Consider the following 15,049-nt stretch of genomic DNA (forward strand, 5'->3'; position numbering starts at 1 on the left):
TACGGGGAATATTTTCAGCTGTTGTCCCGATATTCCGAAGGCGTCTGGCCCGTAAACCGCTTAAACAAACGGTTGAAATATTTAATGTCCTCGTACCCGATCCGCTTGGCCACCTCGCTGATTTTGGCAGGGGTTTCCCGAAGGAGCTCCATCGCCTTTTGCAGCCTTGCCTCCGTCACGAATTCGATGTAATTTCGCCCCGTTTCCCGTTTGAACACTTCGCTGAAATAATTCGGATTCATATGCACATGCCTGGCGACCTGCGCCAAAGAGAGGTTTTCTTCCAAATGCTCCCGGATATACGTCGCCGCACGTTCTGCGGGAGTCGTATCCGAAACAAGCAGCCTGTACTCATCCATGATCGATTTCAAGCGGCGGAACAGCTCCGGCTGCGGATCGGCGGCAAGCGTCATTCGGCTGCTGCCTTCCATGTCGGTCAACTGGCCGGCGTACCCGATCGAAGCCGCGGCCCGCTCCAGCCAGCGATGCCCCGCAAGAAGCAGGGATTGCAGATACGCCGCCGCCGTGGCGGGCGTGGCCTCCCCGTTGCGCCGAAGCTCCTCCATCCGCTGCATGATCCAGTCGTTTAAGGCAGACTCGTCCCCGGATTTCAGCAACGATGCAAGCTCCGCTTCCTCCCCTTGGGTGCAAATGCCGCGGCAGCCTTTGCGGGCATGAATGTCCTCATGCCGGATGATCCGCCGGTCTTGAAGCAGCCAGGCATAGGATCGGGCCGTTTCCGCCGTTTCCAGCGCTTCCCGCAGAAAATGCGCGCCGCCTACCGCCTGTCCGCAGGCGGCAAACAACGTGCAGCCGAGTTCGGTTTCCGCATTTCGCAGCAGCGCCTCCATCGGCCTTTTGCCTGGAGAATCAACCCGAATAAGAACGAGCAGCAGCAAAGAGCTGTTCCAAGGCAGCCATTCGCAAGGCAGCTTTTGCATGAGCCAATCGCCCAGCGCAGCGTACAGCGCATCCCGGGGATGGGGATTCCCGGAACCGGGGACGCCGTCCGCAGCCGAAACCAGCCATATTTGCAGCCGTTGAACGTCGGCAGGCCGCAGCCGCGGGTATCGTTCGTACAGCTCGCGGACCTCCCCTTCATCCGGCCCGGAGGATGCCGCAAGCACCCGCCCCAGAAAGCTCCGGTTCAAAAGGCGGTCCGTTTCCCTGCCAAGCTCTTCCCTTTTCCTCCGTTCCGCAAGCCTCTCCTTCGCCCGCAGCGCTGCCCGTACGATTTCGTCCGGCCGGCTCGTTTTCAGCAAATATTCGCTGACCCCTTCCCGGATCGCCTGCTGGGCGTAGGAAAACTCATCATAACCGGAAATGACGATCCATTCGGTATCCGGGCAATCGGTTTTGGTTTCGCGGATCAGATCCAGACCGCTTTTGCCGGTCATGCGGATATCCGTGAAGACAATCTCCGGGCGCTCCGCCGGGATTCGCCGCATCGCTTCCTCGGCCGATGACGCCGGTTCCAAAATGGTAAAGCCGTTTTGCTCCCAATCGATCACCCTGCAAAGACCCGTGCGGATAATAACTTCATCGTCTACGATGAGCACTTTCATGCGCTTCTCCCCTTTCCGTCATGTGAATCTGGCTTCACCGTAAAACTTGCAGGCTCCAAGCAAATTGAATCTTCCACGTACGGAATGGCGAACGTTATCGTCGTGCCGGCGCCTTCGAGGCTTTCAATATGCAGCCCCGCCTCCTTCCCGTAATGCAGCACCAGCCGGTGTTGAACGTTGCGAAGCCCGTAGCCTCCTTTGCGGACAGGCTGCGGGTTCTCCCCGGGCGCTTCCATTAGCTGACGGCGCAGCTGCTCCAGCCTTTCGGGCGGAATGCCCAGCCCGTTATCCGATACGGAAAAATGCATGCCCTGCGGCCCGTTTACGATGCGAACGGATATTTCCCCCGGGCCTTCCCGCTTCAAAATGCCGTGCAGCATTGCGTTTTCGACGAGCGGCTGCAGCAGGAGCTTCAGGATCAGCTTTTCCTGGACCTGTCCGTCCACATGGGCATAAAAAACGAATTTCTCCGGGTAACGGATGGACTGGATGTTGGCGTAATGGCGGACATGCATCATTTCCTGCCCGACCTGACAGTATTCCTGGCCGTTGTTCAGGCTGAACCGGAGAAAATCGCTGAGCGAACCGACCATGTCGGCGATTTTGGCGTCCCCGTTCATCAAGGCGAGCCAGTGGATGGAAGAAAGCGTATTGTAGAGGAAATGCGGATTGATCTGCAGCTGCAGCGCCTGCATATCCGCTTCCTTTTTCAGCGATTCATTGCGTTTGACCTCATCGGTCAGCTTTACGATCCGGGAGCTGAGCCTGTTGTAGCTGACGATCAGCTGCCCCACCTCATCGATTGATTTCACGGGGATGGCAGGCAGGGGCTCCTCCGGGCTGGCACTTTTCAAAAAGGCGGTCAGCGCGGACAGCGGCTTCGTAATCTTTTGGATCAAAAACACGACAAAAAAGATGACAAACAACATCGCGACGCTGACGGCAACGGCCGTTAAAATCAGGAAGTAATGGTTCTGCGACCGGTAGGCCTCCGTCGGGATGATGCCGACCAGTTTCCAGTTTACGCTGGACAAGGTGTTATAAAGCACCGTCTTCTTCCCGGCGCCCGACCCGTAATCCAAAAAGCCGCTTTCTCCTTGGAAAGCGCCCATATTCGGGTAGTAGACGGACAGCGGTACATTCGTCTCCATCTCATCCGGGCCAGCGATAATCCGGTTCTTGTCATCCAGCAGCAGGACGAACCCGCCCTCTTCCAGCGCCGCCTGCCTGATCTGCCGGGTTATGACCCCCTGATCCAAATTGATCTGGACCTTGCCGATCAGCTTGTATTTATCCGTGCTGCGAATCGGCCTTGCGAGCGTGATCACTTTGCGCGCCCCTTCAAACGTCCACTGCCGGTGGACGCCGGACCACCACTTCGGATGCTGCTCGTAATAATCGGGGATCGTCGCCGTAATGTCCGTAAAGTCCGAACCTGCGATCGATTTGTGGGAAATCGGGGGTTTGGTTCCCAGCGGCTCGATGATGATATTCGCAACGTAATCTTTGGAGAAAGCCAAATTCGTAAGAAAATTGATAATCGTGGTTTGCTGCAGCAAATCGCTTTCCGGCGTTTTTAAGTAGTTTTGCACTCCGTTATGGCCGATCAGGAACAACGACATGTTTTCCACGTCCTTCACCATCGTGCTGAGGTATACTTCCACCTGCCGGAGCGTGTTCATCCCCGAGCTCTTGGCTTTTTCCTCGGTTAACCCTTCCGCCGTCTTGTACGAAAACAAACCGAGAAACAGCAGCGGAACGAGCGTCGTCATGATGATCAGCAGCGAAAGCTTATGTTTCAGCGATTTCCCCAGCCATTGTTTCACAGGATCACCCCGCTTTAAGCGTTTTAATTTTCATCGAAAAAGAGGATGGAATATTTCGACATTTGTTTGATATATTACTTGACATTCGACAACATGTAAACGCTATCAAGAAATGGCACCTTGGAAAATGCAAAGAAACCCGCGTCCAAAGGACGGGGTTTCCGCTATTTTACTTCCGTTCGGTGAAGCCAAATGTCTTCCATTGCATCCAGGTTGTGCTGCTTCAGAAAATCAAGTGTGCCCGTTTCGATCCGGTCAAGCGTTGTCAGCCAGGATGGATCGGAAAGACGAAAGGATGCTCCCTTGGAGGGAGCCGCGGAAAGCCATACCGCATTCAGCGCTTGCAGCTGCTCGATAATCGGTTTATTTTCTGAACCCAGCGGAGTGTCTTCAAGATCCCAATCATAAAACAGATGCGCAATTTGAATGGCGGTTAATGAGCTTTTGTCATTCGTGTAGTCTTCATGCCTAAATTTAAAACGGACCGCGAGTTCCCGGCAATCCCGGATAATCTGGTTTATTTTTTCATGATTTGCCAAAAGAGCGCGGACCTGGTCTCTCGTCATCGTTCCATTTTTTAAAAACTCCCGGTACAATGCGTCATCGCCTTGAATCGTCGTCGCAAGCAACTGCGTATCCGACTGTAACTCGGCGGAAATATGTTGTTCATACATGGACTTGGCCTTGTACTGCGTGATGGCGAAAATGGACAGGATGACAATCACCGTCAACATAACGATGTGCGGAGCATAACGCCGGAGCGTCCTGTATGTGAGTTTCATTCCATTCACCTCCAGACGATTGGAGCGCTATATACCCGTTAGGTGAGCAACCCCGGCCATCAATGGCCAAGGCAGCACAAAGTTGAAAGTCTGTTATTTCATCGCTTCTTCCATCAGCTCTCCCAACAACCGGAAGGCTTCCTCGATTTTTTCCTTCGGCACGTTCGCATACCGATCCCCGATGCTGATCTCAAAGAAACACGCTCCTTCTTCCGTTTCACGCAGCCAGGCGGATAACCCGACACCCGTAGTCTCGGCAACATGTGCGAGAATCGAGGCAGCCTTTTCCTCCGGCAGCTTGAAATGCACATGGAACATATTCGACACCGGCACTTCCGGCCGGGTAGACACGCCCCCACAAGCATTGTACAGGGCGGCAAGCTCCTTCGCTTCCTCGTAATACCGCTTCATGCTGCCGATCCGCCGGTCGAAATAATATTCCGAGCTGACGATATACGGATACAAGCTGATCAGATCGCCGCCGTGGCGTCTTTTCCAAATTTTCGATTGCTCCGTAAACGAGGCGTCACCCGCCAAAACCGCTCCCGCGATGCCGCCGATCCCTTTATAAAAGGAAACGTACACGCTGTCGAACAACCCACAAATTTCCGCGGCCGATTTGTTGTAATACGGCGTAATCTCGAACAGTCTTGCACCGTCCAAATGCAGTCTGATCCCCTTTTCCCGGCAATAGGCCGAGATCGCCTCCAGTTCCTCGTACGGCGGCAGTTGGCCGCCGATTTCGCGCTGCGGCAGCTCCAGAAGCAGGCAGGAAATTTCACCTTCCAGCTGCCGCACGTCGTCCAGCGTAATCAACCGTTCTTTGTCCGCGAGCAGAACCGCTTCAATATGATGAAGCTCCTTCATCCCGTCCTGTTCATGGATTTCCAAATGGCATAGCGGATGGTAGGCCACGCGCTTCAGCCCTTTCCCGTCGCACCATATGCGGAGCGCGATTTGCTGGGCCATCGTCCCGCTCGGAAAAAATACCGCAGCCTCCTTGCCCAGATAGGACGCCATCTTGCTCTGAAAATCCTCAATCGCTTTCCCCTTGCCATACATATCGCTGCTCATGGAGCCCGGAACTTCTTCAAAAGCTTGCCGGAGCACCTCAACATCGCGCGGTCCGTGGCCACCCAGCGGGTAGGCCGCCTTCTCGAATGCTTCAGTCAGTGTTTTGCTGCCGCTCATTTATTTTTCCTCCTTGGATCAACCTCGTTCTTTTAGCATACTCGATCCGCATCGTTATGAAAAACCAAATTTATGACAGCCGGATAAAAGCGCAAAAACCCCTGCTGCGCCGTGAAGGCCCAGCCAGGGGTTTTTTTGCGATCTCCTTGATTATGTTACAACATGTATTATCTATTATTTCACAGAGTCTTACTTCGCCGCCGCTTCCTGCTCCGCGATCGCCTGCTTGAACTGCTTCAGCAGGTCGGCAAGCGCTGCCCGGATGGCGTCGGCATCTTTGGATTCCTCGGCTTTGGCCAAAGCGTCCCAGGCTTTCGGGAAAGCGGGGGCGGCTTCTTTGGCCTCCGCGGCTACCATCGTAACGGCCAGGGTGCCGAACTCCGCATTTTCCTTTGAAACTGCCTTCGGATCTACTGACGATTCGTTCAGCTTGACGGTAGGAATGACCGCCCCAAAAGCGACATTTCCACCTTCAACCTCTTTGATGGCGATGGTGAGCTTTTCCATTGGAACCGCCGCTTGAAGCGAAGCCGGCTTTTCTCCCGCGCCTTCCTTTTTGAATACTTCAATCGCTTTTATCACCGGCTTGCCCGGTTCGAATTCCCCTGCCGTTTCCCCGGATTCATCCGCTGCGGACAGCTTTTCGATTTTGATTGCTTGGATGTCTGCCGGAACAAGGGCTTGTTGGAGCTGCTCCAGCGTCTTTTTCCAGTCTTCCACCGTTTCGGGCGCATATTGCTTGGCAAGCTCTAACGGATCGGTCATTTTGGAAATGGCGATTTTTTGCGATTGGACACCGCCGTCTAACGTAACCGCTGCGGCTTGAACTTTTATGGCGGGCGTTTCCGTTTTCGGCGCGCTGTCCGCATGGGTGATCGCCGGTGCGGCAACCGCGGACAACATAACGGCGGACATGGTCGTTTTCTTAAGTATGTTTTGCATTTTCATCGTTCATTCTCTCCCTCATATTGGTTTGCAAGGTCCCGGGCAGTTGCGGAATATCCGGCAAGCCGAATCTTTTGAGACGAAACGCGATCACGGGCTACTCACCAAGCCGCTTCCATATCACGTCATAGGCCAGCATCGCGGCTTCCGAGCAGGCGAAAAACACGCACCAGCACAGCAGCATCAGACCGGTCATCCGGCATGTCTTTTTGAGAGCCGCACCTATTTTCCGATCCGGATTCCATGCATCTTTTGCCACCGTGTTTCCTCCTTCGCTTGAGACCGATCTTCCGCTTGTCTTTCATGCCCACGGATGCTTGCAGATCCCAGTGTAAAAGGCGCGTGTGTCAAGCCGTTGGTGGATTTGTGGAAAAACGATGGCATTTTCCATCGGAGGTCTGCGCGTTGGTATACTGGATGAAGAGAAACGGGAGGATCTGAACATGAATAACCAATATACCATCGCCGTCGTGGATGACGATACGAATATACGCCTTTTGGTGGAGGCTTTTTTGCAAAAGGAAAACTACCGCACCGTCGGGCTGGGCAGCGCCGAAGAGGCATGGGAGCTGTGGCAGAGCAGTCCGCCCGATCTGTGGGTGCTCGATATCATGCTGCCGGGCATGGACGGATATGAGTTTTGCAGACGCATCCGCAGTGAAGCGGAAGTGCCGATCATCATGATTTCCGCAAGGGACAATGAAGTCGATAAAATTCTGGGCCTCGAGCTCGGCAGCGACGACTATATGGTCAAGCCGTTCAGCCCGCGCGAACTGGTCGCCCGCATCAAAAGACAGCTGCAGCGCTGGTACAAGCTGAACGGTCCGGAAGGGCAGCCGTCATCTTCTCCCGTCCGGATCGAGCTGGGAAACTTGCAGCTGCTGCCGGAGGAGCGACGCGCTTTTTGGGCTGGCGAAGAAGTGGATCTGACCAGCAAAGAGTTTGCCATGCTGCAGGTTTTCGCCGAAAACCCGAACCGCGCCTTTACGAGAGACGATTTGCTCAACTTTGTATGGGGCGAGGATTATTTCGGCAGCGACCGCGCCGTAGACCATTTGATCAAGCGGGTGCGCAAAAAAATCGGCCGACTTCCCATCGAAGCGGTGTGGGGCCACGGCTACCGAATGAGATATGAAGGAGGCGATCCATCCCAATGAAACTCGTTCACCAAATCAATCTTGCTTTCGGCATCGCGCTGGCGCTGGTGCTTACCGTTGCCGGATTCGTCCTTCATTATGTGCTGCTGGACCATCTGATCGGCGCGCAAAAGGATGATTTGCAGGCGATGAGCGTGGAAATGACCGATACTTTGAGGCAGGAAGCGATCCCTATGACCAAAAACATATCCGCCGCCTTGCCGATTTCGGCTTCAACAGCAGGCATCAGCGCCATCCTTACAGACGATACGGGCAGCATCATCGCGATGTCTCCTTCCTCCGATGACATCAAAAACATGAAACCGCTGGCGGCGGCGGTGACGAACGCGGAAGCTGTCAGCGTGCAGAAAATCAGCGACGGCAGCGACAAAAACTACATTACGGTGGATCAACTGACGCCCCAAGGCAAACTGACGCTGTATACGCCGATGAGCAAAATCCGCACGATCGAACAGGCGCTGCTCAAGCGGCTGCTGATCATTTTTGGCGCGGCGGGGCTCGCCATGCTTATCTTCAGCCTCTTTATTACGAAAAAGTTCATCAAGCCGCTGATCCGGCTTCGCGATGAGCTGGCCAAGGTCAAGGAACGCCGCTTCGCGGACGTGACCTTCATCAAGGCCGGAGGGGAGATCGGCTCGGTCGCCAAATCGGTCTGCGACATGGCCAAGGAGCTGAACCGTTTTAACCAAGTGCAGAAGCAGTTTTTCCAAAACGCTTCCCATGAATTAAAAACGCCGCTGATGTCTATTTCCGGTTATGCCGAGGGTATCCGCGACGGCGTGTTTGAAGGGGAAAACGTGCGCAAAGGGCTGGATATTATTTTGAATGAAAGCGCCCGACTCAAAAAGCTCGTGACCGAAATGACGCTGCTGGCCAAGCTGGACAGCGAAGAGGATGTGTTCAAAGAAGAGGAAATTTGCGTACGGGAGCTGCTGACGGAGACGGTGGAGCGGATGAACCCGCTGCTTGTCAAAAAGGGCGTCACCCTGCATATGGAGTATGGGGAGCTGAAAATCACAGCATTACGGGCAGACCGCGACAAGCTGCTGCAGGCCATGCTGAACGTCGTCTCCAATGCGGCGCGTTATGCGCGGCAGAATATTAATATTCATGCCGAGACACGCGAGGGACAAATCGTGATCCGCGTCAGCGATGACGGGCCGGGCATCCCGGAAGACCTGCTGCCCTATCTGTTTCATCGTTTCGTGAAAGGCAAAGACGGCGAATCCGGCCTGGGCCTTGCCATCTCCCGCGCGATCGTCGAGCGGTGCGGCGGCCTGATCCGGGCGGACAACGCCCGCAGGGGCGGCGCGGTGATTTCGCTGCGGTTTCCGGGCGCTTTGTAGCTGGAAGGAGGATGCGCCGGCATCCTCCTTTGTTTTTGCACCCAAAGAAACCCGCCTCAGCGGCGGGCTGTCATTTCGCCTTATATCGTGCATCGTGCCATGACCCAATCGGCCAAAATCCCGAATAACAACCACGACACAAAATGGATTCCATATAGGACAAACCAGTATCGCCCGCCCGCTTCATCGCAGCAGCCTTACAAGCTTCAACCCGGAACGGAGGCGCGGGCGTTTCAAATGCTCCTGAACGTACCGGTAATCGGTTAACTCGACATCGGCATCGCGCAGGGCATAAGCAAAGTCGTCGTCGAAAGGCAGGCGGTATTCCCACACTCTTTTTTCGTAATTCGGAATATGTTCCTGCATCCAGGGATCGGGAACGCCGGGGTGAATGTACGTTTCGCACACGCCTTCCGGCAGCCGGTACAGCTTGGCGATCATCGATTGCTTAAAGCTGTCGTACGTTTCACCGTCCTCGACTCCGAAAGGATGCGACAGCAAGTAGTCGGGAATCGGCACGCCAAAAGTGTCGGCCAAGGCGACGACCTGAGCTACCGGCCGTTCGATGTCTTTCAGGGAACCGAGCAGCGGGTCTTCCTTGTCGATATGGCGAAAAAAACGCATCGGCAGCTTCCAGCGCGATACCTTCCACAATGTCTGCGGGAGCAGGCTGCGGCCGGTCTCCATGCCGTACAGGCTCCCCATGTGATTGTCGGCATGGCTGACCACAATGCCGGCCTTCCGCGCCAGCTCGTACTGCGCGTCGATTTCTTTCATGACCGCCCTCGTGGCCGCGCCCTGCTCGAACTCCTTCACGGTGCGGTATTGGTATCCGCTGTCGTCATGCAGCGACGGGTCGCCCGTCAGGCTGCGCCAGCGCAGCGCCTCGAATTCGCTTGTCATCGTCAGGTGCAGCCCCACGTTGGACTGACGCCGCTTGGCGGTCCAGGCAGCCGCTTCTTCAAAGCCGGGAGCGACCGTCATGATCGTCGCGGAAGACACCTTCTTCTCTTCGAGCAAGGCCATAATCGCCCGGTTCAGGGCAGGGCTTTGCCCGAAATCGTCACAGTTGAGGATGAGTTTTTTCCCCATGCGTTACATCCCCTCTCCGATGCGTCGTAAATTCAAACCGGGTCAGCAGCGATATCAAAATCGAGATCAGCAGCAGGCAAAACGGCACCGCGCTGATCAGCACGCGGAACGTCATTTCCGGATTCGGCCCCGGTTTATCGCCGCTTTCATAGCCGAAAAACAGTCCCACGACCAAAAATGCCAGCGCCGAGATCAATCCGCTGGACCGGGTAATAAACCCGGCAACGGCGGTGTAAATCCCTTCCCTGCGCAGCCCCGTTTTTGCCGCGTCTTCGTCGATGATCCGCCCGGTAACCATGGCAGGCGTGACCAAAAAGCCCGCCAGACCGAAACCGACGGCAATGCCCGCTAACACCCCGCTGATCAGGTTGAACCCGAACCAAAGCGGCAGTACGGAAACGGCATATACGGCCAGCGATAACCTCCACACCTTCACCCCGTCCAGTTTGCGGCAAATCCAGTACCATACGAATACGAGCGGAACGACGGATACGAACACGGCAGCCATCAGGAGCGTCACTTGTTCGTCGCCGATTTTCAGGACATATTTTGCGTAAAACGGAATGATCGAGCTGATCAAGCCGTTGACCGTCTGGGCAAACGAGTTCGAGATGTTAAAAAGCCAAAACTTTTTGTTGCCGAGCGTCTCACGAAACGCCGCCACCAGCTTTAGCGGTTCGCCGGCGCTGTAATCCTCGCGCTCTTTAATTCCCAGCATGCAAATCAGCATGGCGATGCCGAACACAAAGGCGTAGATGATCGACATATTGGAAAAATTGAGCGCGTTAAAGATGGTTGGCGTCAGCGCCGAGCCGATCAGCAGCGCAACGACCTGATAGCTTTGCTGGATGGCGGAAGCTTTGGCGCGCAAACGGTCGCCGTGATACAGCTCGGGGAACAGCGCCCCGTAATTGACCCACAGCACCGTCGAAACCGCTTCAAACAGGACCAGGGCCGTCAAAAACCAGGTAAACAAGCCGTTCTGCGACAGCCCTCCCGGCGGAGAAAACACCATAATAAACGTCAGCATGAACAGCGGCATGGCGCCGAAGATCCATGGACGCCGCCTGCCGAGCCGGGTATGGGTGCGGTCCGACCAATGCCCGAACAGCGGGTTGTTGACGGCATCCCAAACGAGAAAAATGGTGCGGGCCAGCGTTGCCAGTCCGATGCCGAGACCAAGCTTCTCCACATAAAAAAAGCTGTAATACGAGCTGAACGCCTGGCTAGGCACCATCATGGCGAACATGCCGAGGGCAAAGGTGTACGGCGAATTGACCCATTTGCGCTGCATGCGCGACTCCCCCCATACCGTAAAATAACTTGTTTTATCTTATTCAACGGCTGGGGGATTTTACCTCCCTTGCTTAAAACTCTTTATGTGCCACAAGGCTTGGTGTCATGCATTCCGGAGCAAAACGGAATCTCCTTATCAAATTTTCATAAAAACGAAAAAAATGGGCGAATGTCATCAACTGTATATTGCTGGTTAAATCAACCGCGTTATATCATAAAAGTGGATTTATCATCCAGTTTTTTCATCATGAAAAATCATTCCCTGCAAGTTTTGCTGTGTATGGCTTTTCCATCAAACAAAACCATTATGGAGGGACAAATGAAGAAAACCAAAATGAAAGCCCTTTCAACGCTGCTGGCCGCCGCCGTCCTGCTGGTGCCTGCCGTTCAACCGGCAGCCGCGCTCGCGAAGCCCGAAGCTCAGAACATGATGATGATTTCCGCTATGGGGTCAAAGGACCTCCCGTCCCAAGCCGGGGAAGAAAATGGCCAAAAGCCTCCAAGCGTCACCGATGCCGTGTATGGCCAGGATTCAGGAGCGCCCCCAAACGGACCACTGGATGATGAAGCCGGCCTCAACGCGGCATCCGCATTCAGCGGAACCAATTTGGCGCTTCACAAACCCGTTTTCGCTTCCGGCAACGAAGTCGATTATCTGAATCCGGAGCTGGCCGTGGACGGAAAAGGAAACACCAGATGGTCATCCGCCTTACAGGATGATCAATGGTTTTACGTCGATCTCGGCGAACCCCAGGAAATCGACCGCGTCGTGATCCGTTGGCAAACCCCTGCCGACTCTTATAAAATCCTCGTATCGGTCGACGGCGAAAGCTGGGAGAACGTCAAGGAAAATGACGGTATCATCACATGCAAAGGCGGTGTCGAAACGATCGACTTCTCTGTACGCCAAGCCAGGTACGTGAAGTTCCAAGGGGTCAAGCGGGCTCCCGTCGAAGGCACGCTGTACGGATATTCCTTTTATGAGTTCGAGGTTTACCAATTACATGATTTGCAAACGATTATCGACAATGTCTCTGCGGCATTAACGGTCCAGCCCGGACAAACGAAGCTCGACTGGTCGGCGGCGGGTGTGCCCAAGGGTTATCAAGTCAGTCTGTATGGAAGCGACCGCCAACCTGTCATCGACCTGGACGGCCAAATCCGCACGCCGCTGGTGGATGCCAAAGTCAATCTCATCGTACAGGTGGAAGATGAGAAAGATCCGAACCGGAGCCTGCTGTCGGGGAGCATTCCGGTTGTTGTGCCGGGACTGCATAAGCAGACTCCGGACCGGAACGCCGAACCGGACGTCATTCCGTCCCTGCAGGAATGGTACGGGGACACCGGACGGTTTACGCTAAAGAAGTCTTCGCGTATCGTCGTGAATCCGCAGGATGAATCCGCTTTGCGGAATGCCGCCGAGCTGACCCGCGAGGATTTGCTCGATGTGACCGGATACGATCTCAAAGTCGTGACCGGCAAACCGAAGGCCGGCGATTTGTATTTGTCCATCGATCCATCCCTGACGCGGCTCGGCGAAGAAGGCAATCGGTTTAAGGTCGGAGATTACGTCTCGATCGCTTCCATGTCCGCCAAAGGAACGTTTTACGGCACAAGAACCGCGCTGCAAATTATCAAGCAGCATCCTGACCGGACGATTCCGAAAGGCGAAGCCATGGATTATCCGAAGTACGCGCAGCGCGGACTGATGATCGACGTCGCGCGCAAGTTTTATACGATCGATTTTCTCCGCAGTTACGTAAAATTGTTGTCCTGGTACAAAATGAACACGTTCCAAATCCATCTGAACGATGATGTCGGCACGCCGTTCGCGGACGGCACGACGGCCGCTTTCCGGCTCGAAAGCACTACTTATCCGGGGCTGGCGAGTCCAAACGGCCATTATACGAAGCAGGAATTCAAGGATCTGCAGCTGCTGGGCATGGAATACGGCGTCAACGTCATTCCGGAGATCGATACGCCGGGACATTCCCGAGCATTCACTTCCTATAATCCGGCGCTTGGAAATGACCGGGGACTCGATATTACCAAACCGGAAACCGTTCAGTTCGTTAAATCTTTATGGGATGAATATTTGGACGGGAATGACCGGACGTTTATCGGTCCGGACGTCAACATCGGCACGGACGAATACGGCGGGAATACCGAAGTGTTCCGCGGATATATGGATACGCTGATCAAGCATATCAACAGCAAAGGCAAACATCCGCAATTATGGGGGGAACTTACGCAACATAACGGCACGACGCCGATCAGCACCGACGCCACCATGACTATATGGCATGAACCGTACGGTTCTCCGCAGCAGGCGGTGGATCTCGGCTACGACGTTATCAACGCCCAAAACGTATACATGTATATCGTCCCTACCCTATACGGCGACTATTTGAATTCCCAGTTCATCTACAATGAGTGGGAGCCGATCAAGTGGGAAACGACGACGCTTCCTTACGGCCATCCGCGCGTCAAAGGCGGCATGTTCTGCTTATGGAACGACGTGTCCGAGGCCAACGGCCTGTCGATGGACGATTCGCATGAACGTTTGCTTCCGGGCATTCAAGCGGTCTCGGAAAAAATGTGGACCGGAACGCGGGACGACCGCTCCTTCCAAAAATTCGAGCAGCGGGCGAAGGCGATAGCCGATGCGCCAAACGCCGACATGTCCCATAAAATCACCGTAAGCAACGATGAGAACAAAGTCATTTCGTATCTTTTCGAAAACAAATTCAAGGACGAATCCGGCAACCGCTTTGACGGCAAAGGCGTCAACGTCGATATGACCGACGGAAAATACGGCAAAGGCGTGCGGCTGAACGGCGGGAAAAGCTACATCCAAACGCCGATTGAGTCCTTAGGTTTCGGCTGGACGGTTTCAATGTGGATCAAACCCGACAAAGACAACCCCGATAACGCTGTATTGATGGAGTCTCCGGCCGGAACGCTGAAATTGAAGCAGGGCAGCAGCGGCAAGCTTGGATTCACGAAAGAGCATTACGACAGCACGTTTAACTACGCGGTTCCGGAAGGCAAGTGGACGCATATCACGCTGAAGGGCGACAAAAAAGGCGTGACATTATTCGTGAATTTGGACGAATACGTGGAAAGGCTGGAGGAACAAGCGCCGAAACTAAACACCCTCGTCCTGCCGACGCTCCGGATCGGAAGCGAAACAAATGCGTTTAAGGGCGTACTGGATAACGTCATGATCTACAACACGCCGATCGAGCTGATGAGCGGCGAAAATTTGGCGCTTCATCAAGCCACGGAGTCGTCCGAAACCGAATTTCCATATTACTCTTCCGACAAAGCGGTTGACGGGGATACGTCTCCACTCTCCAGATGGTCCAGCGCATATGTTGATGACGCTTGGTTTTTGGTCGATCTTGGAGACACCAAAGATATCAGCAAAGTGATCATCAAATGGCAAGGCGCCTATGCGGAGAAATACCAGCTGCTCGTATCCACGGACAAAACGAACTGGACCCATGTGTCCGGCGGTGACGGAACGATCACTTCCAAGGGCACGCTGGATACGATTACCTTCGGTCCCCGGCAGGCAAAGTACGTGAAATTCCAGGGCATCAAGCGCGCCACCGTATTCGGCAACTCCTTCTTTGAATTCGAGGTGTACGGCCCCGATCGTATTCAGGAGTATAAACAGCTGATTGCGCAGATGGAAGAACTTTTGCCGAAAACGGACAACAACGGAAAGCTGCATAAACTGCTGCTGCAGGTGCTGAATCGTTATCCGTACGATGCGACGCGCGATTTGGGGCCGATGCGGGATTTGATTGCTCAGGCGAAATAACAAGAAGGGGCTGTCCCGAA

The 15,049-nt window shown here is 54.5% G+C and carries 11 protein-coding genes; 3 read left to right on the forward strand and 8 right to left on the reverse strand.

The features are described 5' to 3' along the window. Positions 1–14: 14 nt before the first annotated feature. The 6 genes from GQY55_RS06770 to GQY55_RS06795 form a co-directional block, all read right to left on the reverse strand. Positions 15–1,565 carry a response regulator transcription factor gene (locus GQY55_RS06770; protein ID WP_160039464.1) on the reverse strand — a complete coding sequence of 517 codons (1,551 nt, stop codon included), beginning with the start codon at positions 1,563–1,565 and terminating at the stop codon, positions 15–17. After that, positions 1,562–3,391: a cache domain-containing sensor histidine kinase gene (locus tag GQY55_RS06775; RefSeq protein ID WP_160039466.1), complete on the reverse strand. Its 1,830-nt coding sequence runs from the start codon at positions 3,389–3,391 to the stop codon at positions 1,562–1,564. Before GQY55_RS06775 ends, GQY55_RS06770 begins: the two co-directional genes overlap by 4 nt. Positions 3,392–3,555: 164 nt before the next feature. Next, positions 3,556–4,173, reverse strand: coding sequence for a hypothetical protein (locus GQY55_RS06780; protein WP_160039468.1), 618 nt, complete (start codon positions 4,171–4,173; stop codon positions 3,556–3,558). 93 nt (positions 4,174–4,266) lie between these two features. Next, positions 4,267–5,364 carry a threonine aldolase family protein gene (locus GQY55_RS06785; protein ID WP_160039470.1) on the reverse strand — a complete coding sequence of 366 codons (1,098 nt, stop codon included), beginning with the start codon at positions 5,362–5,364 and terminating at the stop codon, positions 4,267–4,269. A gap of 189 nt (positions 5,365–5,553) precedes the next feature. Next, entirely contained in the window at positions 5,554–6,312 is a 759-nt protein-coding gene (locus tag GQY55_RS06790; protein WP_160039472.1) for a hypothetical protein, read from the reverse strand. A 94-nt stretch (positions 6,313–6,406) separates the two neighbouring features. Continuing rightward, complete coding sequence (locus tag GQY55_RS06795) at positions 6,407–6,568, reverse strand: hypothetical protein (RefSeq protein ID WP_160039474.1); 162 nt, start codon at positions 6,566–6,568, stop codon at positions 6,407–6,409. A 184-nt stretch (positions 6,569–6,752) separates the two neighbouring features. On the opposite strand from GQY55_RS06795, the gene GQY55_RS06800 reads away from it, so the two are divergent. Together GQY55_RS06800 and GQY55_RS06805 are read left to right on the forward strand one after the other, a co-directional pair. Then, complete coding sequence (locus GQY55_RS06800) at positions 6,753–7,466, forward strand: response regulator transcription factor (RefSeq protein ID WP_160039476.1); 714 nt, start codon at positions 6,753–6,755, stop codon at positions 7,464–7,466. Then, positions 7,463–8,812, forward strand: coding sequence for a sensor histidine kinase (locus GQY55_RS06805; RefSeq protein WP_160039478.1), 1,350 nt, complete (start codon positions 7,463–7,465; stop codon positions 8,810–8,812). Before GQY55_RS06800 ends, GQY55_RS06805 begins: the two co-directional genes overlap by 4 nt. A gap of 183 nt (positions 8,813–8,995) precedes the next feature. Here GQY55_RS06805 and GQY55_RS06810 read toward each other — a convergent pair whose 3' ends face one another. Together GQY55_RS06810 and GQY55_RS06815 are read right to left on the reverse strand one after the other, a co-directional pair. Beyond that, positions 8,996–9,904 carry a polysaccharide deacetylase family protein gene (locus tag GQY55_RS06810; protein ID WP_160039480.1) on the reverse strand — a complete coding sequence of 303 codons (909 nt, stop codon included), beginning with the start codon at positions 9,902–9,904 and terminating at the stop codon, positions 8,996–8,998. After that, positions 9,876–11,198 (reverse strand): MFS transporter, encoded by a 1,323-nt coding sequence (locus tag GQY55_RS06815; protein ID WP_160039482.1) that lies wholly within the window; start codon positions 11,196–11,198, stop codon positions 9,876–9,878. Before GQY55_RS06815 ends, GQY55_RS06810 begins: the two co-directional genes overlap by 29 nt. A gap of 321 nt (positions 11,199–11,519) precedes the next feature. Between GQY55_RS06815 and GQY55_RS06820 the strand changes: the two genes are divergently transcribed. Continuing rightward, entirely contained in the window at positions 11,520–15,029 is a 3,510-nt protein-coding gene (locus tag GQY55_RS06820) for a galactose-binding domain-containing protein (protein WP_160039484.1), read from the forward strand. Positions 15,030–15,049 lie beyond the last annotated feature (20 nt).

The sequence above is a fragment of the Paenibacillus sp. USDA918EY genome (genome assembly GCF_009870825.1).
Lineage (GTDB): Bacteria > Bacillota > Bacilli > Paenibacillales > Paenibacillaceae > Paenibacillus_AQ > Paenibacillus_AQ albilobatus.

Bases quoted from the DNA above. Each gene is read 5' to 3' on its own strand.
- GQY55_RS06770 (WP_160039464.1), bottom strand. From the start codon at position 1,565: ATGAAAGTGCTCATCGTAGACGATGAAGTTATTATCCGCACGGGTCTT.
- GQY55_RS06780 (WP_160039468.1), bottom strand. From the start codon at position 4,173: ATGAAACTCACATACAGGACGCTCCGGCGTTATGCTCCGCACATCGTT.
- GQY55_RS06785 (WP_160039470.1), bottom strand. From the start codon at position 5,364: ATGAGCGGCAGCAAAACACTGACTGAAGCATTCGAGAAGGCGGCCTAC.
- GQY55_RS06790 (WP_160039472.1), bottom strand. From the start codon at position 6,312: ATGAAAATGCAAAACATACTTAAGAAAACGACCATGTCCGCCGTTATG.
- GQY55_RS06800 (WP_160039476.1), top strand. From the start codon at position 6,753: ATGAATAACCAATATACCATCGCCGTCGTGGATGACGATACGAATATA.
- GQY55_RS06805 (WP_160039478.1), top strand. From the start codon at position 7,463: ATGAAACTCGTTCACCAAATCAATCTTGCTTTCGGCATCGCGCTGGCG.
- GQY55_RS06810 (WP_160039480.1), bottom strand. From the start codon at position 9,904: ATGGGGAAAAAACTCATCCTCAACTGTGACGATTTCGGGCAAAGCCCT.
- GQY55_RS06815 (WP_160039482.1), bottom strand. From the start codon at position 11,198: ATGCAGCGCAAATGGGTCAATTCGCCGTACACCTTTGCCCTCGGCATG.
- GQY55_RS06820 (WP_160039484.1), top strand. From the start codon at position 11,520: ATGAAGAAAACCAAAATGAAAGCCCTTTCAACGCTGCTGGCCGCCGCC.